23 protein-coding genes are annotated in these 25,215 nt (G+C 68.6%); 18 read left to right on the top strand and 5 right to left on the bottom strand.

Annotation, left to right across the window (positions count from 1 at the left end; all coding sequences use genetic code 11):
- Positions 1–5: 5 nt before the first annotated feature.
- The 11 genes from SK854_RS43750 to SK854_RS43700 all read left to right on the top strand — a co-directional run bounded on the left by SK854_RS43750 (position 6) and on the right by SK854_RS43700 (position 13,523).
- Positions 6–1,385, top strand: a complete 1,380-nt coding sequence (locus SK854_RS43750; protein ID WP_319981084.1) for an extracellular solute-binding protein — start codon at positions 6–8, stop codon at positions 1,383–1,385.
- Entirely contained in the window at positions 1,378–2,244 is an 867-nt protein-coding gene (locus SK854_RS43745; RefSeq protein WP_319981083.1) for a carbohydrate ABC transporter permease, read from the top strand. The genes SK854_RS43750 and SK854_RS43745 overlap by 8 nt, the downstream gene beginning before the upstream one ends.
- The gene (locus tag SK854_RS43740; RefSeq protein ID WP_319981082.1) at positions 2,241–3,062 is read left to right on the top strand and encodes a carbohydrate ABC transporter permease; all 822 of its coding nucleotides are present in this window, start codon (positions 2,241–2,243) and stop codon (positions 3,060–3,062) included. Before SK854_RS43745 ends, SK854_RS43740 begins: the two co-directional genes overlap by 4 nt.
- Entirely contained in the window at positions 3,062–4,045 is a 984-nt protein-coding gene (locus SK854_RS43735) for an ABC transporter ATP-binding protein (protein ID WP_319981081.1), read from the top strand. Before SK854_RS43740 ends, SK854_RS43735 begins: the two co-directional genes overlap by 1 nt.
- Positions 4,046–4,047: 2 nt before the next feature.
- Positions 4,048–4,725, top strand: a complete 678-nt coding sequence (locus SK854_RS43730; RefSeq protein WP_319981080.1) for a phytanoyl-CoA dioxygenase family protein — start codon at positions 4,048–4,050, stop codon at positions 4,723–4,725.
- A 123-nt stretch (positions 4,726–4,848) separates the two neighbouring features.
- A complete protein-coding gene (locus SK854_RS43725) occupies positions 4,849–5,670 on the top strand; it encodes an ABC transporter permease (RefSeq protein WP_319981079.1) in 822 nt (273 codons plus the stop codon).
- Complete coding sequence (locus SK854_RS43720; RefSeq protein ID WP_319981078.1) at positions 5,667–6,671, top strand: ABC transporter substrate-binding protein; 1,005 nt, start codon at positions 5,667–5,669, stop codon at positions 6,669–6,671. Before SK854_RS43725 ends, SK854_RS43720 begins: the two co-directional genes overlap by 4 nt.
- Positions 6,668–7,459 carry an ABC transporter ATP-binding protein gene (locus tag SK854_RS43715; protein WP_319981077.1) on the top strand — a complete coding sequence of 264 codons (792 nt, stop codon included), beginning with the start codon at positions 6,668–6,670 and terminating at the stop codon, positions 7,457–7,459. Before SK854_RS43720 ends, SK854_RS43715 begins: the two co-directional genes overlap by 4 nt.
- A gap of 68 nt (positions 7,460–7,527) precedes the next feature.
- Positions 7,528–10,434 carry a PQQ-dependent sugar dehydrogenase gene (locus tag SK854_RS43710; protein ID WP_319981076.1) on the top strand — a complete coding sequence of 969 codons (2,907 nt, stop codon included), beginning with the start codon at positions 7,528–7,530 and terminating at the stop codon, positions 10,432–10,434.
- Between the two features lie 126 nt (positions 10,435–10,560).
- Positions 10,561–12,597, top strand: a complete 2,037-nt coding sequence (locus SK854_RS43705) for a PQQ-dependent sugar dehydrogenase (RefSeq protein WP_319981075.1) — start codon at positions 10,561–10,563, stop codon at positions 12,595–12,597.
- Complete coding sequence (locus SK854_RS43700; RefSeq protein ID WP_319981074.1) at positions 12,594–13,523, top strand: hypothetical protein; 930 nt, start codon at positions 12,594–12,596, stop codon at positions 13,521–13,523. The genes SK854_RS43705 and SK854_RS43700 overlap by 4 nt, the downstream gene beginning before the upstream one ends.
- Here SK854_RS43700 and SK854_RS43695 read toward each other — a convergent pair.
- Together SK854_RS43695 and SK854_RS43690 are read right to left on the bottom strand one after the other, a co-directional pair.
- Complete coding sequence (locus SK854_RS43695; RefSeq protein WP_319981073.1) at positions 13,520–14,077, bottom strand: DUF4232 domain-containing protein; 558 nt, start codon at positions 14,075–14,077, stop codon at positions 13,520–13,522. The two genes, SK854_RS43700 and SK854_RS43695, sit on opposite strands and share 4 nt — an antisense overlap.
- 81 nt (positions 14,078–14,158) lie before the next feature.
- Positions 14,159–15,334 carry an SGNH/GDSL hydrolase family protein gene (locus SK854_RS43690; protein ID WP_319981072.1) on the bottom strand — a complete coding sequence of 392 codons (1,176 nt, stop codon included), beginning with the start codon at positions 15,332–15,334 and terminating at the stop codon, positions 14,159–14,161.
- Between the two features lie 122 nt (positions 15,335–15,456).
- On the opposite strand from SK854_RS43690, the gene SK854_RS43685 reads away from it, so the two are divergent.
- Entirely contained in the window at positions 15,457–15,987 is a 531-nt protein-coding gene (locus SK854_RS43685; RefSeq protein WP_319981071.1) for a class I SAM-dependent methyltransferase, read from the top strand.
- A 70-nt stretch (positions 15,988–16,057) separates the two neighbouring features.
- The gene (locus SK854_RS43680) at positions 16,058–17,755 is read left to right on the top strand and encodes a hypothetical protein (protein WP_319981070.1); all 1,698 of its coding nucleotides are present in this window, start codon (positions 16,058–16,060) and stop codon (positions 17,753–17,755) included.
- Here SK854_RS43680 and SK854_RS43675 read toward each other — a convergent pair.
- Positions 17,740–18,561, bottom strand: coding sequence for a LysR family transcriptional regulator (locus tag SK854_RS43675; RefSeq protein WP_319981069.1), 822 nt, complete (start codon positions 18,559–18,561; stop codon positions 17,740–17,742). The two genes, SK854_RS43680 and SK854_RS43675, sit on opposite strands and share 16 nt — an antisense overlap.
- 82 nt (positions 18,562–18,643) lie before the next feature.
- On the opposite strand from SK854_RS43675, the gene SK854_RS43670 reads away from it, so the two are divergent.
- Together SK854_RS43670 and SK854_RS43665 are read left to right on the top strand one after the other, a co-directional pair.
- The gene (locus tag SK854_RS43670; protein WP_319981068.1) at positions 18,644–19,513 is read left to right on the top strand and encodes an MBL fold metallo-hydrolase; all 870 of its coding nucleotides are present in this window, start codon (positions 18,644–18,646) and stop codon (positions 19,511–19,513) included.
- Positions 19,514–19,696: 183 nt separating this feature from the next.
- Complete coding sequence (locus tag SK854_RS43665) at positions 19,697–20,335, top strand: hypothetical protein (protein WP_319981067.1); 639 nt, start codon at positions 19,697–19,699, stop codon at positions 20,333–20,335.
- Here the strand turns inward: SK854_RS43665 and SK854_RS43660 are convergent.
- Entirely contained in the window at positions 20,332–20,682 is a 351-nt protein-coding gene (locus tag SK854_RS43660) for an MmcQ/YjbR family DNA-binding protein (protein WP_319981066.1), read from the bottom strand. The two genes, SK854_RS43665 and SK854_RS43660, sit on opposite strands and share 4 nt — an antisense overlap.
- 326 nt (positions 20,683–21,008) lie before the next feature.
- On the opposite strand from SK854_RS43660, the gene SK854_RS43655 reads away from it, so the two are divergent.
- Positions 21,009–21,743, top strand: a complete 735-nt coding sequence (locus SK854_RS43655) for a carbonic anhydrase family protein (RefSeq protein WP_319981065.1) — start codon at positions 21,009–21,011, stop codon at positions 21,741–21,743.
- A 49-nt stretch (positions 21,744–21,792) separates the two neighbouring features.
- On the opposite strand, the gene SK854_RS43650 is transcribed toward SK854_RS43655, so the two are convergent.
- Positions 21,793–22,692 carry a LysR family transcriptional regulator gene (locus SK854_RS43650; protein WP_319981064.1) on the bottom strand — a complete coding sequence of 300 codons (900 nt, stop codon included), beginning with the start codon at positions 22,690–22,692 and terminating at the stop codon, positions 21,793–21,795.
- A 93-nt stretch (positions 22,693–22,785) separates the two neighbouring features.
- On the opposite strand from SK854_RS43650, the gene SK854_RS43645 reads away from it, so the two are divergent.
- Together SK854_RS43645 and SK854_RS43640 are read left to right on the top strand one after the other, a co-directional pair.
- Complete coding sequence (locus SK854_RS43645; protein ID WP_319981063.1) at positions 22,786–23,871, top strand: alcohol dehydrogenase catalytic domain-containing protein; 1,086 nt, start codon at positions 22,786–22,788, stop codon at positions 23,869–23,871.
- A 106-nt stretch (positions 23,872–23,977) separates the two neighbouring features.
- Positions 23,978–25,189 carry an MFS transporter gene (locus SK854_RS43640; RefSeq protein ID WP_319981062.1) on the top strand — a complete coding sequence of 404 codons (1,212 nt, stop codon included), beginning with the start codon at positions 23,978–23,980 and terminating at the stop codon, positions 25,187–25,189.
- Positions 25,190–25,215: the final 26 nt, after the last annotated feature.

Raw genomic sequence — 25,215 nt, 5'->3', positions numbered from 1 at the left:
GACCGATGGGGCGAACAAAGATGTTCGGGCTGGTGGCGGTGTGCGGGCTGCTGGCGGGCTGCCTGGGACAGACGCAGAGCGGTGATCAGGCGCGCAACGCCGACGCCAAGGAGATCACGTTGACGATCGTCGCCAACTCGGCGGTCGGCGGGAAGAACGCGCGCGGGGCGAACTGGCTCCAGAACTGGGTGATCCCGAAGTTCACCGAGCTGCAGAAGGCCAAGGGCGTCACCGCGACGATCAAGTTCGAGCAGAACGGCGCGGGCGACGAGGACTTCAAGACCAAGGTCGCGCTGGACCTCAAGACCGGCGGTGGCGGCGACATCATCGAGATCGACGGCATCTGGCTCGGCGAGCTCGCGCAGGCAGGGCAGATCAAGCCCCTCGGCGACGTCGTCGGCAACACCGACTGGGACGGCTGGGACCAGATTCCCAAGGCCGTGCAGGGACTCGGCGAGTTCGACGGCAAGCGGTACGGCGTGCCGATGGGCACGGACGGGCGCGTGCTGTTCTTCAACAAGAACCTCTTCGCGCAGGCCGGGCTGCCCGCGGACTGGCAGCCGAAGTCGTGGCAGGACGTGCTCGACGCGGGGGCGAAGCTCAAGGCGCTGCCCGGTGTGACGCCGATCCAGCTCAACGCCGGCAGCGCGATGGGCGAGGCCACGACCATGCAGGGTGTGCTGCCCGCGTTGGCCGGCGCCGGCAGGCCCATCTACGAGAACGGGAAGTGGCAGGGGGATTCGGCCCAGCTGAAGGACGTTCTGGGGCTGTACCAGAAGGTCTACGGTGATGGGCTCGGCGATCCCGTGCTGCAGCAGGAGGCCAAGGGACGCGATCGGTCGTTCCAGCTGTTCGGCGAGAACAAGATCGGCATTCTGCTGGAGAGCGACTACTTCTGGCGTTCGGTCGTGGAACCCAAGAACGGCGTGGCGAAGATGGCCGACCGCGATACCGCTGTCGGCTGGGCGCTGGTGCCCGCCAAGCAGGCGAAGGCCGGTGTGGGCGGGCAGGACTTCGTCAGCATGTCGGGCGGCGGTGTGCGGGTGATCAACCCGAACACCCAGTACCCCAGGCAGGCGTGGGAGTTCATGCAGTTCCTCAACTCCGCGGAGGCCGTGAAGGAGTCGCTCGCGGGCACGGCGCAGCTCACCCAGCGGCAGGACGTCAACGACGAGGTGCTCAAGGGCGACCCGATGCTGACGTTCATCGCGGAGAAGGTCCTGCCGATCACCCGGTACCGGCCGGGGCTCGCCGACTACCCCAAGGTGTCGGCGGCGCTGCAGCAGGCGACGGCGGACGTGGTGGCGGGCAAGAGTCCGGACGAGGTGGCCACCGCCTACCGCGCCGCACTGGTCAAGGCCGTCGGAGAGGCCAACGTTGGATAGCTCCGGGCTGGGTGTCCGGCGCGCCCTGGGGTTCGTCACGCCCGCGCTGGTGCTGATCGGGGTCTTCCTGGTCTTCCCCGCGTTGTGGACGCTCTACATCGGCGTCACGAACTACCAGCTCACCGGGCCCGCGGCGGCCAACCCGCAGGTCGTCGGGCTGGACAACGTCGTCGAGGCCGTGCGGGACCCGTTGTTCACGAACTCGCTGTGGCTCACGGCGTTGTTCGTGCTCGGGTCGGCGGTGATCGGGCAGAACGTGCTCGGGTTCGGGCTGGCGTGGCTGCTGCGGACGGTGCGGCCAGGTCTGCGGCGGACCGTCGAGGGGCTGGTGCTGCTCTCGTGGATCCTGCCGAGCACGGTGGTGGCGTACCTGTGGTTCGCGGTGCTCAGCCGCGACACCGGCACGCTGGGCCTGCTGCTCGGCTCGCCGCAGACGGCGTGGCTGGTGCAGTACCCGATGACGAGCCTGATCATCTTCAACATCTGGCGCGGCACGGCGTTCTCGATGCTGCTCTACACCTCCGCGCTGGCCGCGGTGCCGCCGTCGCAACTGGAGACGGCGCGGCTGATGGGCGCGTCCGGCTGGCAGACCGTGCGGGACGTGGTGTTCCCGCACATCCGCGGGCACGTGCTGACGAACACCCTGCTGATCAGCCTGTGGACGGCCAACGACTTCACGCCGTTCCTGCTGACCGCGGGCGGTCCGAACCACCAGTCCGAGGTGCTGCCGGTGCTGATCTACCGGCAGGCGCTGGAGGGTGGTCGGCTCGGGTACGCGTCCGCGATGTCGATGCTGCTCCTGGTGGGCAATCTGGTCGTGGCCCTGGTCTACCTGCGCTTGTTGCGGAGGCGGGCGTGAGTCCTCTGTGGATCGTCCGGCGGATCGGCTTCTACGTGCTGGTCACGCTGGTGCTGGCGTTCTTCGCGGTGCCGATGCTGTGGCTGGCGTCCGCGCCGTTCGACGCGAAGCCCGGGCTGGGGTTGCGCTGGCCGGACTGGACGTTGCGCAACGTCGTGGCGACCTTCGACCACCCGTACGCGCTGACCTCGTTGCTCAACTCGTTGGTGCTGTGCGTGGTCGCGACCGTGGTGACGACCGTGCTCGCGGCGCTGGCGGCCTACGCGTTGTCGCGGGTGCGGATTCCCGGGCGGGACCTGTTGCTGTACCTGTTGCTGTTGTTGTCTTCAGTCGTCACGGGCACGGCCGCCATGGTGCCGATCTTCGTGATGATGCTGCAGCTCGGCCTGATCAACTCGCAGTTCGGCACGGCCCTGGTGATCGCGGGCGGCATGCTGCCCGCGGCCATCTTCATCCTCAAGGACTTCATGGACGCCGTGCCGCGCTCGTACGAGGAGTCGGCACGGGTGTTCGGGGCCTCTCCCCGGCAGGTGCTGAGCCACGTCGTGCTGCCGGTCGCGCGGCCCGGCGTCGCGACGATCTTCGTCTGGGCGTTCGTCAACGCCTGGGGCAACTTCCTGCTGCCGTTCCTGCTGCTGCGCGACGTCGGCCAGCAGCCGGCGGCGGTGCTGCTGCGCACCCTCTACGACGAGGGCGGCAGCGCCAACCTGACGGTGATCCCGGTGTTCTCGCTGCTGTACTCGATCCCGGTGGTCGTGCTGTACCTGTTCGTGAACAAGCGGTACGGGTTCCGATTCCACGGAGGCATCAAGAGCTGATGGCGGGTATCACTGTCGAGGGTCTGTCCACCGTGTACCCCAACGGGGTGCGGGCGGTGGACGAACTGGACCTCGAGATCGCCGACGGCGAGCTGTTCGCCCTGCTCGGCCCGTCCGGGTGCGGCAAGACCACGTTGCTGCGCACGATCGCGGGCCTGGAAGCTGCCACCGACGGGGCCGTGGCGATCGGATCGAGGGATGTCACGAGGCTGCGGCCCGGAGACCGCCGGGTGGCGATGGTGTTCCAGGACTACGCGTTGTTCCCGCACATGACGGTGGCGGAGAACATCGCCTACCCGCTGCGGGTGCGGGGCGTCGCGAAGTCCGTGCAGCAGGAGACGGCCGTGCGGACCGCTCAGGGCCTGAGCCTGGGGGAGTTGCTGGACCGGCGGCCCGGCCAGCTCTCGGGCGGCCAGCAGCAACGGGCCGCGCTCGCCCGCGCGGTCGCCGCGTCGGCCGAAGTGCTGCTCCTGGACGAGCCTCTGTCCAATCTGGACGCACGACTGCGGCTCGAAGCGCGGACGTTCCTCAAGAAGCTGCAACGAGAGCTGGCGTTGACGACGGTGTTCGTCACGCACGACCAGGCCGAGGCGCTGGCGCTCGCCGATCGGATCGCGGTGATGGACGCGGGCCGGATCCGGCAGCTCGGCACACCGCGCGAGGTGTTCCAGCGGCCCGCGGACACGTTCGTGGCCAACTTCATCGGCTCGACACCCATGAACCTCGTGCCGCGCGGCTCGGAGATCATCGGCGTGCGTCCCGAATACCTGTCGCCCGCGGCCGACGGCCTGTTCAGCGGCGAGGTGTCCATTGTGGAGAACCTCGGCGTGACGTCGCTGGTGACACTGGACTGCGGCGAGGAGCAGATCGGCTACATCGTGCCCGAGGACGACGAGCCCGCCATCGGCACGACCGTGACCGTGGACGCCCCGCCCGCACGCGTTCTGCGCTATGACAAGGAGACCGGCCTACTCGTGAGGTGACGATGTTCGAGAAGGATGGCTACGAGACGCACGCGAGCGTGCTGGCTCCGGCGAAGTTCGAGGCGCTGGCCGCGCACTTCGAGGCCAAGCTGGCGGCCTTGCCGGAAGGACAGCGCCCCGAGCACATGGACGTGCCGCACCTGACCGACCCGGCGCTGTTCGAGTGGCTGCTCGACCCGGACGTGCTGGACCTCGTCGAGTCGCTGATCGGCCCGGACATCGCGTTGTTCTCGTCGCACTTCATCTGCAAGCCCGCCGGCGACGGCAAACCCGTTCCGTGGCACCAGGACGCGCACTTCTGGCGCGACAGCATCTCACCTGCGGGCGACGCCATCACCGTGTGGCTGGCGATCGACCCGTCGACCGTCGAGAACGGCTGCCTGCGCGTCATTCCCGGCAGTCATCTCGCCGCCGCCGAGCACACCGGCACCGCCGACTCGTTCTTCAACCAGGAAACAGCCGTGGACGAGTCACGCGCCGTCGACGTGGAACTGGAGCGCGGGGCGTGCAGCGTGCACTCGGCCGTGCTGGTGCACGGCAGCCCGCCGAACCGCAGCACGTTACGCCGTTGCGGCTACACCATGAGATACATGCCGACGACCGTCCGGTTCCTGAAGCCGGACAGCCACAAGATCTACCTCGCGCGGGGCCGCGACCACGCGGGCAACACCTACAGCTAATGGCCAATAGTCGGGAAAATCGATTCAGTCGCCGCTTGAACGGCTTCATCCGTGCTGCTTCTTGACCGTTCAGTGGGTCGGACATAGCGTACGGGAAAGCGCTTTCCGACCCGAGGGAGCTTTGTGAACACGGTTCAGGCGGACCGCTGGCGCGGCGTCGTGGAGCGGACCTGGCGTCCGGTCGCGTTGCTCGCCGCCTGCCTCGCGATCTGGCACCTCGTCACCGTCACCGGCCTGGTCGAGGCCTACCTGGTGCCGTCACCGGCCAAGACCTTCGGCCTGCTCGTCGACAAGTGGTCCTACCTCTGGGGTCACACCTGGGTGACCACCTACGAGACGATCCTCGGCTTCGTCATCGCGGGCGTCCTCGGCGTGCTCATGGCCGTCGCGATGGTCTACTCCAGGACCGTCGAGAGCACCGCCTACCCGATCCTGCTGTTCGCGCAGGTCATCCCGAAGATCGCCATCGCGCCGCTGTTCGTGGTGTGGCTCGGGTTCGGCTTCGAGCCCAAGGTGATCGTGGCCGTGCTGATGGCGTTCTTCCCCGTGGTCATCTCCACGGTCACCGGCCTCAAATCGGTCGACACCGAGATGCTCGAACTCGCGGCCACGATGGGCGGCGGCCCGGTCAAGACGTTCGTGAAGATCCGCTTCCCCGCCGCGCTGCCGCACCTGTTCGCGGGCCTGAAGGTCGCGGTCACGCTCGCCGTGACCGGTGCCGTGGTCGGCGAGTTCGTCGGCTCCAACGAAGGCCTCGGGTACGTGATCCTGCAGGCCAACGGCAACATGGACACCCCGATGCTGTTCGCGGGCCTGATCGTCATCTCGCTGGTGGGCGTCCTGCTCTTCCTCCTGCTCGACCTCGCCGAAAAGCTGATGCTGCCGTGGCACGCCAGCCGGCGCGGCGCCGCCGTCACAACCCTTCTCGCGAAAGGTGGGTCATGAAGAAACTGCTCGCAGGTCTTCTTCCCGCGTTGCTGGTGGTTGCCGCATGCGGTGGTGGCGGCACGACGTCCGAGTCCGGCGGTGAGGTCAAAGAGGTCACGCTGACCCTCAACTGGTACCCGTACGGCGAGCACGCGCCGTTCTACTACGGCGTCAAGCAAGGCATCTACGAAAAGCACGGCATCAAGTTGAAGATCCAGGCGGGTCAGGGGTCCGGCAAGACCGTCACCGCGACCGGCGCGGGCCAGACGGACTTCGGCTGGGCGGACACGTCCGCGCTCGCCACGGCCGTCGAGCAGGGCGTGCCGGCCAAGAGCATCGGGGTGTTCCTGCAGACCACTCCGGCGTCCGTGCAGTTCTTCACCGACAAGAACATCAAGAAGCCCGAGGACCTCAAGGGCAAGTCCGTCGCCACGACCGCGGGGGACGCGCTGACGAAGACGTTCCCGGCTTTCCTGAAGCAGAACGGCATGCAGGAGTCCGACGTCTCGATCCAGAACATCGACCCGGCGGGCAAGATGGCCGCGGTCATCTCCAACCGCACCGACGTGCTGCTCGGGTTCGCGTCCGACCAGGGGCCGACGATCAAGGAGAAGTCCGGCAAGGACGTCGGCTACCTGCGGTTCTCCGAGTTCGGGCTCAACTACTTCAGCAACGGGCTGCTGACGTCGAAGACCATGCTGCAGAAGGATCCCGAGCTGGTGAAGAAGATGGTCGCGGCGACGCAGGAGGCGTGGGAGGCGTCGGAGAAGGCGCCGGAGGCCGCGGCCGAGTCGATGAAGGGCGCCGCCGAGCAGCTGCCGTCGCCGACGGTGGTGCTGGAGCAGTTCAAGACGACGCTGACGTTGCTGCACACCGATGCCACGAAGGACAAGGCGCCGGGCGTCAACACCGTGGACGACTGGAAGAAGACGATCGAGACCTTCCAGAAGACCGGCATCATCAAGGAAGCGTCCGAGCCGTCCGCCTACTGGGAAGAAAGCGTGGCTCCCAAGGGATGAGCACAACTTTGGAAACCGCCTCGTCCGTGTCGATCAACGACGTCTCCGTGCGCTTCCAGTCGAAGCGCTCGGAGGTGACGGCGATCCAGCAGGTCTCGCTCGACGTCGCGCCCGGCGAGTTCGTGTCCATCGTCGGGCCGTCCGGCTGCGGCAAGTCGACGTTGCTGAAGCTGGTGTCCGGCCTGCTGGCGCCGTCGTCGGGCACGGTGACGTTGCTCGGCGAGCAGGTGCGCGGGCCGCGGCACGACATCGGGTTCGTCTTCCAACGGGCGGCGTTGCTGGAGTGGCGGTCGGCGCGCAGGAACATCCTGCTGCAGGCCGAGATGCGCGGGATGAACTCGGCCGAGGCGGGCAAGCGCGCGGACGAGCTCATCGAGATGACCGGGCTGTCCGGGTTCGAGAACGCGCTGCCGCACGAGCTGTCCGGTGGCATGCAGCAGCGTGTGGCGCTGTGCCGTGCGTTGTTGCACCAGCCGCGCGTGCTGCTGATGGACGAGCCGTTCGGCGCCCTCGACGCGTTGACCCGCGAGCAGATGAACGTCGAGCTGCACCGGGTGTGGCGGGAGACCGGCACGACGGTGCTGCTCGTGACGCACTCGATCGCGGAGTCGGTGTACCTGGCGAACCGGGTGATCGTGCTGACGCAACGTCCCGCGGTGGTCAACGAGATCATCGAGGTCGACCTGCCGAGCGACAGGGACTACTCCGCGACGATGGCCCGTCCGGAGTTCGCGTCGGCGACCGCGCACATCCGCGACCTGCTGGGAGCCGTGACAGGGCACGACTGAGCGCGTAGAGTTCGGCTCGCCGCCGCGTGGTAAGCGCTTTCCCAAGCCGACCCACGAGGTGGTGCGCGATGTTCAGATCGCTCTCAATCGTTGCCGCGCTGGCTGTCGCGGCGGCCACCCTGGTGCCACAGGCGGCCGCCCAGGCAGGTCCGGTCGCGGACCCGCTCCCCGCACCGGCGCCGTCGGGCGTGGGCGTGCGACTGCAGGAGATCGCGAGACTGCCGCAGTCGTCGACCACGCCTGCCGCCGGGGACAGCAGGCTCAAGCAGTACAACCGGGTCAACTACCTCGGCGAAATTCCGGACGGCTCCGGCAGGTTCTTCGTGCCGGACATGAACGGCAAGATGTACACGCTGAACCACGACGGCAGCGGACAGCGGACGTACCTGGACGTCCGCTCGGCCATCGGCGCGAACTTCCACAACCACCAGGGACTCGGCAGCGGGTTCGGGTTCGTCGCGTTCCACCCGCAGTTCGCGACGAACGGCAAGTTCTACACCGCGCACACCGAGGCCAAGGACGCGCTGAAGAACCGGACACCCGACCTGCCCTCGCCGAACTCGGTGGTGCACGGCGTGATCACTGAATGGACCGCGTCCAACCCCAAAGCGACGACGTTCGCGGGCACTCGCAAAGAGCTGCTGCGCATCGGGTTCGCCATGTACCTGCACGGTTTCCAGGAGATCGGCTTCGGCCCGGACAACCTGCTGTACCTGGCGGTCGGCGACGGTGGCATCGGCTACCGCTCGGACGTGCCGCAGGACGTGAAGGTGCCGCAGGGCAAGATCCTGCGCATCGACCCGGCGGGATCCAACAGCGGCAACAGGAAGTACGGCATCCCACCGTCGAACCCGTTCCTGGGCACGCCGGGAGCGCTGGCCGAGCTGTACGCGATCGGCATGCGCGACCCGTACCGGTTCAGCTGGGACTCCGGGGGCACGCGCAAGATGCTGCTCGGCCACATCGGCGAGAAGGTCGTGGAGTCGGTCTACGAGGTCAAACCCGGTGCGAATCTCGGCTGGGGACAACGGGAAGGCCATCTGACCTACCGTCGCGACGACCCGAAGTGCCAGCTCTACCCGTTGCCCGCCGACGACGCGAAGTTCGGCTACACCTATCCGGTCGCGGGCTTCGACCACAACCGGCCGGGCGGCGGGTGCGGGGACAGCGGCAACGCGTTGATCGGCGGTTTCGTCTACCGCGGCACGGCGATTCCGTCGTTGCAGGGCAAGTACGTCCACGGCGAGGGCGTGAAGGGCCTCCTGTACTACGCCGAAGAGAAGGACATGCGGGCAGGCGCGCCGATCGCGAAGACGTTCGAGCTCGCGGTGTACGACTCGGCGGGCAAGCGCACGACCATGCAGTCGCTGGCCGGCAAGAGCCGCGTCGACCTGCGGTTCGGCACGGACGCGGCCGGTGAGCTCTACGTGCTGGCCAAGGCGAACGGCAGGGTCTGGAAGGTCACCGGCACCGTCCAGACCCAGCAGGCCTGCGACTCCGGCGGTGACGTGGTCAGCGACGTCACGGGTGCGGGCGACTGGAAGCCCGTCTCGCCGTCGCGCTGGCGGTTCCCGGGCAACGAGGTCGTGCTGTCCAAAGCAGGCGCCGTACGGCCTGGTCCGCGGCGTCCCAACGAGTACGCGGTCGTCACCAAGGGGCCCGCTTTCGGCAACGTGACGGTGGACGCGCAGGTGCGGCTGGACACGCCGGTCTCGCAGAAGGACCGCGATGTCGTGATCGTGTTCGGCTACCAGTCCGACACCCGCTTCTACTACGCGCACCTGTCGTCGGACAACAAGATCTACCCGCACAACGGGATCTTCCTGGTGGACAACGCGGATCGCGTGCGCATCGACGACCAGTGGAACGGCTCGGTGGGTGCTCCGCCTGCCGTGACGGACATGAAGTGGCACCGCGTCCGCGTCACGCACTGCGCGGACACGGGAGCGATCGCGGTGTACGTGGACGGCTCGTCGCAGCCGTTGATGACGGCGACGAACACCGTGCTGAAGTCCGGCAGGGTCGGGTTCGGCTCGTTCGACAACGTCGGCCGTGTCGCTGACCTGCGGATCACCGGCAAAGCCGCGGCTGTGCCGGCGGAGGCGTCCCCTGAGGTGTCACCGGGCATCGCGTCCGCGGTCGTGCACCACTACGACTTCGAGCATCCCGCCACCGACGTGAAGAAGGAGGACGACATCGGGCGTGCCGACTCGCGGACGCCGATCACGCTGGTCAACGGCGGCGCGGCCATGAGGGTCCAGGACGGCGCGTTCCCGGCCTCCAGGACGTCGCTGCAGCTCAAACAGGTGCGGCCGAACGACAAGAGCAACGACGACTGGAAAGCGGGCGTCCACGGCTCGTCCGGGGTCGCATCGATGAAGGCGTTCAGCAAGGCCCGCGGCATGTCGATCATGACCTGGGTGAAGATCACCGGAGAGGCGCCCGCGCGGAACTCCAACTCGTCCGGAACTTCGGACCTCTACGGCGCCATCGGCTTCGCGGGCGTGCTGTCGGGTGACTCCGACGGCCATGCCGCGCGGGCGTTGCTGGAGGCGGAGAACCACGACGGCGCGATGCGGCTGATCGCTCTGGGACGCCGTGCCGACGGCGGCGACAAGCAGTTCTTCGTGGCCAAGGCCGACTGGAAGACGCTGCTGCCGTTGAACAAGTGGGTGTTCCTCACCGGGACGTTCGACTTCGACAACGGCACGATCGGCCTTTACGTCGACGGCAAGCCGGTGGAGGGCACCTACGCGGTCAAGGGTGATCCGTGGAAGATCATCGGAGCGCCCGAACCGGACGTCACCTCGGCCACGAACCCGCGTGGCATCAAGATCGGTGGCAGCCATCCGCAGAACAACCGCGAAGCGAACGCCTGCAACTGCCGTCTCGACGGACTCATGTTCCTGGACCGCGCGGTGACCGCGGACGAGGTGCGCGGACAGTACGAGTGGGTGACCGCAGGCCGGCGGTGAGGGGTTGTAACCACCTTATTAGCTAGGTAGATTCCGGGTGCCGCTGCATTGGAAAGCGCTTTCCGCTGCCGTGCTGGCACGGCCTGGCCCACAGGGTGGTGGGGGATGTACAGACGCTTGTGTCGTTTGGCTGTCACAACATTCGTGCTCTCGGCGTTGTTCGTGCCGATCGCGTCGGCACAGCAGGACGTGCCGATCGCCGACCCGTTGCCGACACCGGGTGCGTCCGGTGTCGGCCTGGAGCTGACGGAGGTCGCGCAGCTGCCGAAGTCGCAGCCCGTGCCGCCGCCGACCGACACCAGGCTGGTGCGCTACAACAGGATCAACTACCTGGGCGAGGTGCCCGACGGCTCCGGCCGGATGTTCGTGCCCGACATGAACGGCAAGCTCTACCTGCTGGACAAGGGTGTTCAGCACGCGTTCCTCGACCTGGGTGTGGCGGTCGGCCCCGACTTCCACACCCACCGCGGCCTGGGCAGCGGCTTCGGGTTCGCGGCGTTCCACCCGGACTTCAGGCGCAACGGCAAGTTCTACACCGTGCACACCGAAACCGGTTCCGCGCTCACCACCAAGAAGCCTGATCTGCCGTCGCCCGCGGGCACCCAGGTGCACGGCGTGATCACCGAGTGGACCGCCTCCGACCCGAGCGCGGACGTCTTCTCCGGCACGCACCGCGAACTGCTGCGAGTCGGCTTCGCCTCGTTCATCCACGGCTTCCAGGAGATCGGCTTCAACCCGACGGCGCGCTGGTGGGACGAGGACTACGAGCTGCTCTACGTCGCCTCCGGTGACGGCGGTATCGGCGTCTCGACCACCGTGCCGCAGGACCTGGCGCTGCCGCAGGGCAAGATCCTGCGCATCGACCCGGCCGGCCGCAACGGCGTCAACGGCCAGTACGGCATCCCGCGCGCGAACCCGTTCGTGCGCAAGGCAGGCGCGCTGGGTGAGATCTACGCGTACGGCATGCGTGACCCGTACCGCTTCAGCTGGGACCCCGGCACGCACCGGATGTACATGGGCCACATCGGTGAGAAGGCGGTCGACGCGGTCTACGAGGTCCGCAAGGGCGCCAACCTGGGCTGGAGCGAACGCGAGGGCATCTGGGAGTACCGGCGTGGCGACCCGTCGTGCGGCGTGTTCCCGCTGCCCGCCGACGACGCCAAGTACGGCTACACCTACCCGGTCACGGCGTTCGACCACAACCGCCTCTCCACCCAACGTCCTTGCGCCGACAGCGGCAACGCGTTGATGGGCGGCTTCGTCTACCGCGGCTCGAAGATCCCTTCGTTGCGCGGCAAGTACATCTACGGCGAAGGCGTGAAGGGCCTGCTCTACTACGCCGACGAACGCGAGATGCGCGCCGGCAAGCCCATGGCCGTCTCACGCGAGTTGATGGTCTACGTCAACGGCGAGCTGACCACGATGAAGACACTGGTCAACGACCCGAACCGGGTCGACCTGCGCTTCGGCCAGGACGCGGCCGGTGAGCTCTACGTGCTGGCCAAGGCGAACGGCAAGATCTGGAAGGTGACGGGTGCGCGCACCTTCGCCTCCTGTCGCTCGGGCCACGACTTCGTTTCCGGTGCCACCTCGGCGCGTTCGTGGCAGCCGGTGACGCCCGACCTGTGGCAGTTCCCCGGCCGTGAGGTCGTGCTGGCCGAACCCGGCGTCGCCCGACCGGGTCCGCGCCGTCCGTTCGAGTACGCGGTGCTGCAGAAGGGACCCGCGTTCGGCTCGGTGCAGGTCGACGCGTCGGTGCGACTGGACACGCCGGTCGCCGAGTCCAACCGGGACGTGATCATCGTGTTCGGCTACCGCTCGGACACCGAGTTCTACTACGCGCACCTCTCGTCGGACAACAAGATCTACCCGCACAACGGCATCTTCGTCGTGAACAACGCCGACCGCCTGCGCCTCGACCACCAATGGGACGCCGTGCGTTCCGTCGGCGCTGCACCGGCGGTCAGCGACACGGCGTGGCATCGCGTGCGGGTCAAGCACTGCGCCGACTCCGGGGAGATCGCTGTGTACGTGGACGGTTCGCCGTATCCGCTGATGACCGCCGTGGACAAGACGTTCTCCTCGGGCCGAGTCGGTTTCGGCTCGTTCGACAACATCGGCAGGCTTCGCGGCCTGCGCGTGCAGGGCAGGGGAGTCCGGTGAAGCGCCTTCTGGTTCTCGGCCTGGTCGCGGCGTTCAGCGTGGGCCTGGCCGCACCGGCTCAGGCCACGTTCGGCACGGTGCTGCCCACGTTGTCCCGCAACCTGGTGTCGTACTACGACTTCGAACACCCGGCGCGCGGCAACAAGGCGCTGGAACAGGACAGCGGCCGTTCAGGAACGTCGTTGCAGCTGATCAACGGCGGCGCCGACATGCGCGTGCGCGACGGAGCGTTCCGGCGCAGCCGCGACTCGGTGCAGCTCAAGCAGATCAACCCGGCGGTCGCGGGCAACGACGACTGGAAGGCAGGCCTGTACAGCGAAACGGGCGTCCCGACGCTGAAGTCGTTCAACGGCGCACGGCAGGCGTCGATCATGGGCTGGGTGAAGATGACGGGTCAGAACCCGGCCCCGAACTCGAACTCCGCCAACCCGGACGACCTCTACGGCGCGATCGGCCTGGCAGGCGTCCTGACCGGCGATTCCAACGGCCACGCGGTGCGCGCGCTGCTGGAACTGATCCAGGTCGACGGCGAGCTGAAGCTGGTCGCCCTGGCCCGCAGGATCGACGGCGGCGAGTCGCAGACGTTCGCCGCCGCCGAGCCGTGGCAGAAGCTGTTGCCGCAGAACGAATGGGTGTTCCTCGCGGCCACGTTCGACTTCGACACCGGCACGATGGCGTTGTACCGCAACGGAAGTCCACTGGCGGGCAAGTACGTCACCGCCGGTGACCCGTGGAAGCTCGAAGGCGAACCGGAACCCGACCTCGCGTCGGCCACCGACCCGCGCGGGTACAAGATCGGCGGCAGCTACCCGCAGAACACCCGCGAGGGCAACGCCTGCAACTGCCGGATGGACAGCCTGATGTTCCTCGACCGCGCTGCCCATCCGTGGGAGGTGTACCTGCAGTACCGCTGGATGAAGGGCTAGTCGAAGACCGTGACGCCCTGGGCGGCCGGCTGCATCGTCCCGACCTTGGCCTCGCTGACCTTCAGCCTGGTCATGTCGGCGATCGGCCGGCCGTCCGTCCCGATGAACGTCACCTTCGCCGGCACCATGCCCGGCAGTTCGGCGGTCATCTCGTTGATGGCGAACGAGTTGACGTCGTCGTCGACGTCGAACAGCACCCCGGCGAACGCGGTCTGCCCCGGCTGCAACGTGATCGACGGCCCCTCGCCGGGCACCAGCTTCTGCTCCACCGGGATCGCGGCGGGCTCGTTCGCGGGGTTGGTGAAGGCGAGCTTCGGCCAGCCCTGGAACGTGATCGGCGCGGTGCCCTGGTTCGTCGCGGTCAGCAGGCCCAGGCCGGGCTTGCCCTGCATGGTCAGCTCGGCCTTCACCGCGGGCTTCTGCTTGTCGCTCGACGAGGCGGACGTCGGCGCGTTCGAGGTCGGGGAGGGAGCCTGACCCTGGGACGCCGGAGTCGGCGACCCGCAGGCCGTGGCGCCGACCGCGAGCACGGCGGCGAGGATCGTGAGACGCATGCGTGGACCCCTTACCGGTGTGTTGATCTCCATCGAATAACCGGAGCACGGGGTCCAGCAAACCCGAACCGCCCGATCGTGTCAGAGTGTGGCGATCTTCACCGCCTTCGCCATCGCCTCGAACCCCTTGTCACCGGGGTGCAGGTGGTCGCCCTGGTCGTAGTCGGGCTTGATCCGCTGCGGGTCGGCAGGATCGCGGATCACGCGGTCGAAGTCGACGACCGCGTCGAAGTCGGAGCTGGTGCGGATGAACGCGTTCACGCTCTGGCGGACCTGCTCCAGCTCCTCGGTGTAGCTGTACCAGCCCTTGAACGGCGTGATCGTCGCGCCGATGACCCGCAGCCCGCGGTCGTGCGAGCGCTGTGCGATCTGCTTCAGCGCGGCGATGATCTTGGCCGGGTCGGTCTCGTGCGGGGTCTGCTGGATGTCGTTGATGCCCTCGAACACGATCACCGAGCGCACGCCGGACTGGGTGAGCACGTCGCGGTTCAGCCTGGCCAGGGCGTTGGGTCCGGCCGAACCGCCGTCGAGCAGCAGGCGGTTGCCGCTGATGCCCGCGTTCAGCACGCCCAGGCGGGTGTTCACGCGGTCGGCGAGCTGGTCGGGCCAGCGCAGGTTCGCGCCCCAGGTCGAGTTCGCGCCGTCGGTGATCGAGTCGCCGAGAGCCACGACGCTGCCCTGCAACGTGGAGGTGCGCACGTCGACACCGGAGACGTAGTGCCAGTTCGTGGTGCGTTCGCGGTAGGCGGCGGCGGACTCGTCGGCCGTGTGGTTGCCGTCGCGGGTGAAGTACGAGTTCTGCATCGTGAGCTGGTGGTGCGTGACCGGGCCGCCGGGCTCGGGCGTGTAGACGCTCACCAGCAGGTCCGAGTCGGCGGGGACGTTCAGCGCCACGCCGTCGCTGATCACGTCGGCGCCGGGCGGGGCCGTGATCGACTGGGAGCCGCCGAACGTCAGCGTGCGCATGGTTCCGGCCAACGCCAGCGGTGTGTCCGGACCGGCCGCGCGGGCGACCGTGACCTGGCCGAAGACGGCCGGGGTGCGGCCGTAGGCGTTGGAGAGCCGGACGCGGATCTCCTTGCCTCCGGCGCTGACGTGCACGATGTTGCGCAACGAGAAGTTCGGATAGCCGTTCTCGGTGCCGGAGACCGCGGAGGACGGCGCGGTCGCCCACGTGCCGACCCATCTGAGCGGTGCGGCCTGTGCGGGAGAGGCCACGGCCACGAGCAACGCCACTGCCAGCAGAAAGCGCGTCATGTCCTCGACCTTGGCAGCGCTCCCACGCATCCGGTATCCGCCGATCTGCGGGTCTGGGCGGCACCTGACCGTTCTCGACTCTCATCGAACGGAATGGTCAGGCGCCGCCTAGGCTGCGTCTCGTGTGGAACGGGGCGGAGTACCAGCGGAGATTCGACGCACTGGCCGAGTCGGGGATGGACGTGCACGGCGAGGCGACCTTCGTGCGCGCGTTCGGGCCGGCCTCCGTGCTGGACGCCGGATGCGGCACCGGACGGGTCGCGATCGAGCTCGCGCGGCACGGCGTCGAGGTGGTCGGGGCGGACGTCGACGAGTCGATGCTGGCCCACGCGCGCGAACTGGCGCCGGACATCACGTGGGTGCGGTCCGACCTGGCCGAACTCGACCTGAGGCGCACGTTCGACGTGGTCGTCATGGCGGGCAACGTGCCGCTGTTCACCGCGCCCGGCACGCAGGACGCGCTCGTCGCCGGTGTGGCGCGGCACGTGGGCCGGTTCCTGGTCGCCGGGTTCAGCCTGAACCGCGGGTACACGGTCGCGCAGTACGACGAGCACTGCGCCCTGGCCGGGCTGACGCTGGCCGAGCGGTTCGCCACCTGGGACCGGGAGGAGTTCCGCGGCGGCGACTACGCGGTATCGGTGCACATGTCTTGATTGGGCCAGAACTCTTCTCTTGCGTCCGCCTCACGGTGTAGGTCTGGTTGATCTACTACCAGGGGGATGCATGCGTTTACTGGGAGCGATCGCCGTCACCGCGCTGGTGCTGAGCGGGCAGACCGCAGTGGCCGCGCCGGCGGTGGTGCAGCCCGACCCGTTGCTGGCCTTCCTGGCGGATCCGGGCGCGGTCGACCTGGCCAAGGCTGCCAAGGCGCGGGAGGCGAGGACCAGGGCACGGGTCCTCACGGCAACGGCACCGGGCTACACCTACGCCGAACGTGAGCAGGCATCGGCACGTGGACGCAACGACAGCCCGTGGACCGCCGAGTCCACGGACTTCCGCCGCCACCGCGCCGCGCTGTTCACGGGCTCGCTGGCCGCGGACCCGACCATGCCGGTCGTCGCCGAGTTCGCCGAACCCAACGACAGTCGGCAGACCGCGAGCGACTCGGGCGTCGGCACGACCCACCGCGCGATCAGGACGACCGGCAAGATCACCGGCGCGGACCAGGACTTCTACCGGGTGCGCGGCAACGGTCACACGACCTTCGACACCCGCACCGAGGGCAGCGACCTCGACACCGCGCTGACGGTGTTCGACGCGTCCGGCAAGGAGATCGCGGCCAACGACACCGTGGGCGTCAGCACCGATGCCCGCCTGGAGGTCGACCTGGCCGCGGGCGCGGACTTCTTCGCCCGCGTCACCGGCGCCCTGAACACCTCCGGCGCCTACGAACTGACGATCGCGGCGGGCGAAGGCAAGGGGGACAAGGACTTCTTCGCCGTCGATCTCCAAGCGGGCGACGTGATCGGCGCGTCCGTCGCGGGTGCCGCGCGCAAGGTCGCCGTGCACGACAGCAGGGGCCGCGAGGTGATGGGCTCCCGGCAGGACTTCTCCGGCGTCTACCCGAAGGAGAACCCGTTGCCCGGCGGCGGAAACGCGGTCGCCGACTTCCTGGCACCGCGCGACGGCCGCTACTTCGTCGGCGTCGAGGACGGCACCGGTCGCTATCAGCTGACGGCCCAGGCGTTCCGGCCCGGCAGCGAGAAAGCCGGACCGCAGACCGTGTTCGTGGACTTCGACGGTGCCCTCGTCGACACGACGGTGTGGGGTCCGCCGGGGGAGAAGCAGCTGTCGCCGCTGTCGAAGTTCCTCGCGAACTGGGGCCTGACCGCGGCCGACGAGAAGCGCGTCGTGACCGTCGCGGTCGACACGATCCGCGAGAACCTGGCGCTGCACGGCAACTTCGGCGTGAAGCTGCTCAACAGCCGCGACCACGCCGACCCGTGGGGCCGGAAGAACGTCAGCAGGCTCGTCATCGGCGGCACGATCGCCGAGTCCGGGGTGGAGACGGTGGCGATCGCGCAGTCCATCGACCCCGGCAACTTCGGGCACGAGGAGACCGCGATGGTCCAGCTCGACCTGCTGAGCGCTCCCGCGGGCCCGCCCGTCTCGCTCAACACCTACATCACGCCGCAGAGCGACAAGGTCCTGTTCGTCGGCCGCGCGCTGGGCAACATCGCGGCGCACGAGCTGGGCCACCTCTCCGGTTCGTGGCACCAGCACCAGTTCAACGAGCACGACACGCTCATGGATCAGGGCGGCAACCCGAAGGCGATGTTCGCGGTCGGCGCCGACGCCGTCGGTGGCAACGCCGACGACACGGACATCGACTTCGGCGAGGACGTGTTCGTGCCGAACGAGGGCTTCACCGGCGTCGAGGACGCGGCGACGCGCACGAAGTGGGGCTACCGCCGGGGATAGGCCTGCGTCGCCGCCTCGACGAAGTCGAGGGTGAGCGGGTCGTCCTTGATCCACGCGATCACGACGGGACTGGGCGGCATGTCGGTCAGCGGCACCACGACCAGCTCGCCCAGGTCGTGGCCGAGCGGCGCCAGGCCCACGGAACCGTTCCACAGCACGGATTGCACGCACTCCTGGACGGCGCGGACCGTCGGGCCGCTGCGCGGTTCGCCGCCGTTCCAGTAGTTCCGCCAGATCTCGTCGGTGCCGTCCGGGAACTGGAACCAGTCGCGCTCGGCCAGATCCGCGGTGGTGATCCGGTCGCGAGCGGCCAGCGGATCGTCGGCACGCAGCACCGCGCCGACCGGATCCTCGCGCAGGACAAGGGTTTTCAGGCCGCTCGCGTCGAACGGGCCGCGCGTCAGCGCGACGTCGACCTGGCCGGTGCGCAGGCCGCAGGTCGGGTCGGTCAGGTCGGTCTCGCGGACGCGGATCTCGACGTGCGGGTGCTTGCGCCGGAACGCCTCGGCCATGCGGGTTCCGTGGTCGCCCAGCATGCCGACGGTGATCGTGGTCCGCGCGAGCTTGGCGCGGATGCGGTCGGCGTGGTCGAGCAGTACCTTCGCCTCGGTCAGCAGGACCTGGCCCGCGTCGGTCAGCGTCACGCCGGCGGAGGAGCGGTCCAGCAGGGTGACGCCGAGGTCGTGCTCCAGGTGCTTGATCGCCCGGCTCAGCGGCGGCTGACTCAGGTGGAGTCGCTGCGCGGCGCGGCCGAAGTGCAACTCCTCGGCGACCGCGACGAAGTACCGCAGGGTCCGCAGCTCCATGATCAGGCACGATACTCGCGCGGTATCGGGTGTGCGCAGACGGTCTTGGACGCGCGCCGCACTCCGCGGGTGAAGTGGGGGCATGAACCTTCCTGACCCCGCCGTCCACGTCTCCGGTGCCGTCGAGGTGGCCGCCGACGTGCTGGTGATCCCCAACGAACACGTCAGCCTGGTGCCCAACATCGGGATCATCGGCGGCACCGAAGCGATCCTCGTCGTGGACACCGGACTCGGCCTCGCCAACGCCACCGAGGTGCTCACGTTCGCGGACAAGATCGCGAACGGGCGGCGGATCCACCTGACTACGACCCACTTCCACCCGGAGCACGCGTTCGGCGCGTCCGTGTTCGAAAGCTCCTACCTGGTGAACCGGGCACAGGCGGATGACCTGCGGCGCAAGGGATCCGGCTATCTGGAGCAGTTCCGCGGGTTCGGCGGGACGGTCGCCGAACGGCTGGCCGGCGTCGAGGTCCCGGTGCCGGACGAGGTGTTCGACGGGGTCCGCGCGCTCGACCTCGGCGGCCGGACGGTGCTGCTCAGGCCCACCGGACGCGGCCACACGCTGGGGGACCAGGTGATCGAGGTGCCGGACGCGGGCGTGCTGTTCACCGGCGACCTCGCCGAGACCGGGCAGTTCGCGATCTTCCCGTGGTTCCCGCCGCACGACACCGACGTCTCCGGCCTCGCGTGGATCGACGTGATGGACGGGCTGATCGCCGGTCAGCCGAAGGTCGTCGTGCCGGGCCACGGGTCGGTCGGTGACATCCGGGTGCTGCAAGGAGTCCGGGACTACCTGGGGGAGCTGCGGGACGAGACGTGGCGGCGCCGCGACTCCGCCATGGCACTCGACGAGATCGTCGCGGAGGTGCGGGCGGTGCTGATCGAACGGCACCCGGACTGGGCCGGGCAGGAATGGATCGAACGCGGGGTGGGCTGCCTCTGCGCTGAGTAGTCTCGATCTTGTGAGACTGCTCGAGTGCGGCCACGCGGCCGTCGCCGGTCCATCGCGCGTCTGCGAACACCTGCTCGTCGAAGAACCGCCGGACTTCTACCGCGTGCTCACCGGTTCCGGCACGCGGTACGACCTGGCGTGCGTGGACTGCGTCGAGAAGCCGCTGCTGACCGCCTGCGAGGGATGCGTCGAGCGAGCCGTCGACAACGGTGGCACACGTCGTTCCCGTTCGCGTTCCTGCCAGGCGGCAAGGCGGTCGCCGCGACCTCGTGGAACCGGCTCGACGTCTTCGACCTCACGAGCGGGAAGGTGTTGACCGAGCGGGAACCGGACCTGGACTACTTCCAGGGACGGCTGATCCCGAGCCCGTCCGGCCGCTGGCTCGTCGCCGACGGCTGGGTGTGGCATCCGGTCGGCGTTCCGCGGGTCTTCGACGTCGACACGTGGCTGCGGGACGGCGGCGACCCGCCCTACCAGGATCTGGCGGACCGCTTCTACGCGTGGGACCAGCCCATCACCTGGGTCACCCCGCACGTCGTCGCCGTCCAGCGGATCGGCGAGGACGACGAGGAGATGATCGACGGCGTCGAGCTGTACGCCGTGCCGGGCGGACGGCCGATGGAACCCTTCGCGGGACCCGTCGGCCCGATGTGGGGCCACGAAGGACTGTTGTACGTCGCCGGCGCGGACGGGCTGGAGGTCTGGGACCCCGAACGCGGCGCGCGAATCGGCCTGGTGTCGGGGTTCCGGCCCACCGCGCACCGCGACGGCACGTTCGTCTCCCTCAACGATGGTGTGCTCGATAGCTTCAGTTTTGACTAAATGAAGTCCTCGCCGAGGCGCGCGCGGATGACCTTCTTCGGCACGCACATCGTCCAAGCGCCGATGACGAGCTCGGTCATCTCCTCGACGTCCAGTTCGGCCATCGAGGCGTGCACCCACTGGAAGCGCATGTCGGACTCGCTCGGGAACGCGAACTTCACGGGGTCGCTCGCGACGAGCGCCTCCCGTTCCTCGCGCGGGTAGCCGAAGCCCAGCACCGTCTCGTCACGCGAGAGGGCGGCGTAGACGATCTGGCCCACGCGGAACTTCACGCGGTCGCGGATGAGGTGTTCGGTGGTGCGCGGCAGCGTCAGTGCCACGGCACGAATGTCGGCGACGGTGACCATCGGTCCATTCTGTCGGACACGCTCGGTGAACGGAGTCACTTCAGGCAAATTCGGCAAACCGCCGCCAATCGGACAATAGTGATCAAGAACGACCTCGTTCTTCAATTCTTGTGGCCGTCTCAATTCGAATTTGTGTGCACAACAAACCGACCTCGAAAGACCTTGTTGCAAGGGATTTGCAGGCGCTGTGAACTGCATCGACGCACTTCCGGAAGCTGAAGCACTTCAGTGTCGCCCTGATTGTGGCGACAGGAACATTTCCGGCCGATGAGAGCGCGACCACACTCCACTTCCCCATTTCACCCGATCGGGTGAAAAGTAACGCCATGAACATCAAGCGGTCCCTTCCGGCTCTTCTTCCGCTCGTGCTCACCGCGACCTTCTTCGCGAGTGGCGCGGCCGAGTCGGCGACACCGAAGCAGAGCCCGGTGAACGTCACGCCCAACGCGATCCGGTTCGACCCGCACGCGGCCAAGCTCGACGTGACCTACGGGCACTCCGCGCTGGAGTTGAAGTACATCCGCAAGGACGCGGCCGACCCGAACGGCTGCACGACCCGCAACCACGAGGAGACGGAGGAGGCGGAGGTCGAGCCGGGAGCGGGCCACGTCACCGTCGCCGGCGCCAGATACGACCTGGTGCAGTTCCACTTCCACACGCCGTCCGAGCACCAGTTCGGCGGCCGCAACACCCCGCTGGAGATGCACCTCGTGCACCGCAGCGCCGAAGGCAAGCTGCTGGTGGTCGGCGTCCCGCTGGTCGTCGGCTCGCACTCCGTCGTGGACGACGTGCTGGCCAGGCTCTCGCCCGAGTGCGGTGCGCCGGTCGACATCGAGCCCATCGACCTCAACCGGTTGCTGCCCTCGGGTCACCACACGCTGCACTACACCGGCTCGCTCACCACGGCGCCGTTCACCGAGGGCGTCGAGTGGTACCTGACCGGCGAGCAGCACGTGTCGGCCGCGACCATCGCGCGCTTCCAGGGTCTGTTCACCGCGGGCAACGCCCGTGCCACGCAGCCGCTCAACGGCCGGACGTTCGTGGACGCCCCGCGCATCTGAGCCGGTTCCGAACCCGAAGGCCGGTCCCGCTGGGGCCGGCCTTCGTCGTCTACGGGCGTGTCGTCGAGATGATCGCCTCGGTGACGGCGGTGACCGCCGGCGTCGCGGTGCCGGGGAGCCGGGCCACGAAGACCCTGCGGATCTCGGGTGGCGCGCCCTGGACCCGCAGGACGATCACTCCGGGCGGGAGGACCGGCGACAGGCCCTCCGGAATCGTGGTGACTCCGGCGCCACCGGCGACCAGGTGCAGCTTCGTCAGCCAGTCCCGTCCACTGTGGACGACGTGCGCCCGTCCCGGCAGGCCGGGCCAGACACCGAGCAGCGGTTCCGCGTTCGACGAGGGGCTGGCGATCCAGGGTGCGTCGACCAGTTCGTCGACGTGTACCGACGTGCGGCCCGCGAACGTGCCGGTGGCCGACGCCGCCACGAGAAGCTCGGTGTCCTGAACGGCCGTGACGTGCAGGCGTGGTGACTCGCCGTCTGGCGGCCGGTGCGGCGGGCGAGAGGTGAGCACGGCGACGTCGATCGAACCCGTGCGCAACGCCCGGGCCAAACCGGGTGTGGTGCCCTCGCGGGTGGAGACCCGGACCCAGGGCGCTGTCCTGGCGATCAGGGGGAGCGCGGAGGGCAGGATCACCGGTCCGGCGCTGAGGACCAGCCCGAGCCGCACCAGCTCCGTGCGGGGAGCCTCGTCGGTCAGGTCGCGCTGGGCCGCGTCGACCGACTCCAGGATCGTCCGCGCGTGGCGCAGCAGCGTCAGTCCGGGCTGGGTGAGCCGGACCCCGTCGGTCCGCCGCTCGAACAGGGTGGCGCCGACGCCGCGTTCGAGGGCGATCGCCTGGCGCGAGACCGCGGACTGCGTGTAGCCCAGCTGTGCGGCGGCCGCGGTGAAGCTGCCCGACTCGGCGATCTGACACAGCACCCGGAGGCTCGCACTCGACACGTCCATGCTGACTACGCATAGCACAGATGCCTGATCTTCGCTTCCCGCATGCCCCTGGCGCTCCTAGCGTGACGAGGGACGAGACAGGAAGGATTTCCCATGCGTGCAGCGACGTTGACGGCGTTCGGTTCCCCCCTCGTGGTGCACGACGTGCCCGACCCGGTGGCCGGCGGCGGCGAGGTGCTGGTCGAGGTCCTGGCGACCTGTGTGCCGCCGTACGCGGCCGAGGTGTTCAGCGGTGAACGGCGCTATCCACTGGAACCGCCGGTGGTGCCGGGTGTCGGGGGCGTCGGCCGAGTGGTCCGAGTGGGCCCGGACGCGACCAGGGTGAAGGTGGGCGACCTGGTCTGGTGCGACTCGACGGTCCGTGCCCGCGACGACGCCCTGACGCCCGACATCACGCTGCAGGGCTGGAGTTCCCGTGGCGAAGGTGGCGCCAGGCTGGCCCGGTACCTGCACGACGGACCGTTCGCCGAGCTCATGCGGGTTCCCACCGAGAACGTGCACCGCCTGCCCGCGGGCGCGGCAGCCGATCCCGCGCGCTGGTCCGCGCTGGGCGTGCACACCATTCCCTTCGGTGGACTGCTGGCCGGCGGACTCGCGGCCGGAGAGACGGTGCTGATCAGCGGTGCCACCGGAAACCTCGGCAGCAGCGCCGTCGTGGTCGCACTCGCGATGGGTGCCGGGCACGTGGTGGCACCGGGGCGCAACCGAGCCGCGCTCGACCTGCTCGCCGACCGGTTCGGCTCGCGGGTGAGCCCGGTCGAGCTCAGCGGAGACGAAGACACCGATCGCTCTGCCATGGCCGCGGCCACCGACGGTCCCGTCGACCTGGTGCTCGATCTCCTGCCGCCCCGGGCACCGAGTTCGGCGGCGCGCGCGGCAGTCATGACCGTGCGCGAGTACGGGCGGGTCGTGCTGATGGGCGGCGTCGGCATGCTCGGCGGCGCGGATCTCGCCTTGCCCTACCCCTGGATCATGCGCAACTCGGTGACCGTGCGCGGCCAGTGGATGTACCCGCGCACGGCGAACGTCGGCATGATCCGGCTCATCGCGGCGGGCGCCCTGGACCTCGTCCCCGAACGCAACACGAGGTTCGGCCTCGACCAGGTCAACGACGCGGTCACCCACGCGGCCGCGCACGGCGGCCCCTTCGACCGCACCATCCTCACGCCGAGGGCCTGAGCGCCGGCGGCGTGACGCGCTTCACCGATACAGAAGTCGCCTGCAATTGCCCGCGTATGCAACTATTGCTCGCGCGGACAACCTACGACTTCAAGGACTGTGTGACATGCCTGTCGCCCTGCTCGCCCTCGCGATCAGCGCCTTCGCCATCGGCACGACCGAGTTCGTGATCATGGGATTGCTGCCGGAGGTGGCCACGGACCTCGGTGTCTCGATTCCGAGCGCGGGGCTGCTGATCTCCGGTTACGCGCTCGGCGTCGTGATCGGCGCGCCGTTGCTGACCGTTCTCGGCGGACGCCTGCCGCGCAAGAAGATGTTGCTCGGGCTGATGGTGCTGTTCATCGCGGGCAACCTGGTCTCGGCGATGGCCGACACCTACGGCGTGCTGATGAGCGGGCGCGTGATCGCGGCGCTGGCGCACGGCGCGTTCTTCGGCGTCGGTTCGGTCGTCGCCGCTGACCTCGTCGCGCCGCAACGCAGGGCGAGCGCCATCGCGTTGATGTTCACCGGTCTGACCGTGGCGAACGTTCTGGGCGTGCCGATGGGCACGGCGCTCGGTCAGGCACTGGGCTGGCGTTCGACGTTCTGGGCGGTGACCGCGCTCGGCGTGATCGGGCTGCTCGGCATCGTGTTCCTCGTGCCGCGGCAACAGGCCCAGGGCGGCAACCTCCGCAGCGAACTCGCCGTGTTCCGCAACCCACAGGTGTGGCTCGCACTGCTGATGACCACGTTCGGCTTCGCGGGCGTCTTCGCGTCGTTCACCTACATCGCACCGATGATGACCGAGGTCGCGGGTTTCTCGTCGGGCGCCGTGACGTGGCTGCTGGTGCTGTTCGGCGTCGGCCTGTTCGCGGGCAACCTGCTGGGTGGCAAGGCGGCGGACCGGTCGGTCATGAAGAGCACCATCGTCATCCTGATCGCGCTGGCCGCGATCCTCACCGCGTTCGTGTTCACCGCCCACTCGCCTGTGCTGGCCGCGATCACCATCGTGCTGTTCGGCGCTGCCGGGTTCGCCACGGTGCCGCCGTTGCAGATGCGGGTCATGCAGACCGCGGAAGGCGCGCCGGCCCTCGCCAGCGCGGCGAACATCGCGGCGTTCAACCTCGGCAACGCCGGTGGTGCGTGGCTCGGCGGTCTCGCGATCGAGCGCGGCCTCGGCTACACCGCCCCGAACTGGATCGGAGCGCTGCTCGCGGTCGGCGGTCTCACGGTCGCGATCGTGTCGGTATTCCTCGATCGGCGTGTGAGGAGCGGCACCGGTCCCGAGTCTTTTGAAGCGCTTCAGAAGAGCCGTAAAATCGATGCGGTAGCTAACTAAGTCCGCTGCTCACGAGCCATGGGGAA

It is taken from the genome of Lentzea sokolovensis (assembly GCF_033949975.1).
GTDB lineage: Bacteria > Actinomycetota > Actinomycetes > Mycobacteriales > Pseudonocardiaceae > Lentzea > Lentzea sokolovensis.
The sequence above is the reverse complement of the archived record's forward strand: the minus strand, read 5'-3'. Positions and strand labels throughout refer to the sequence as shown.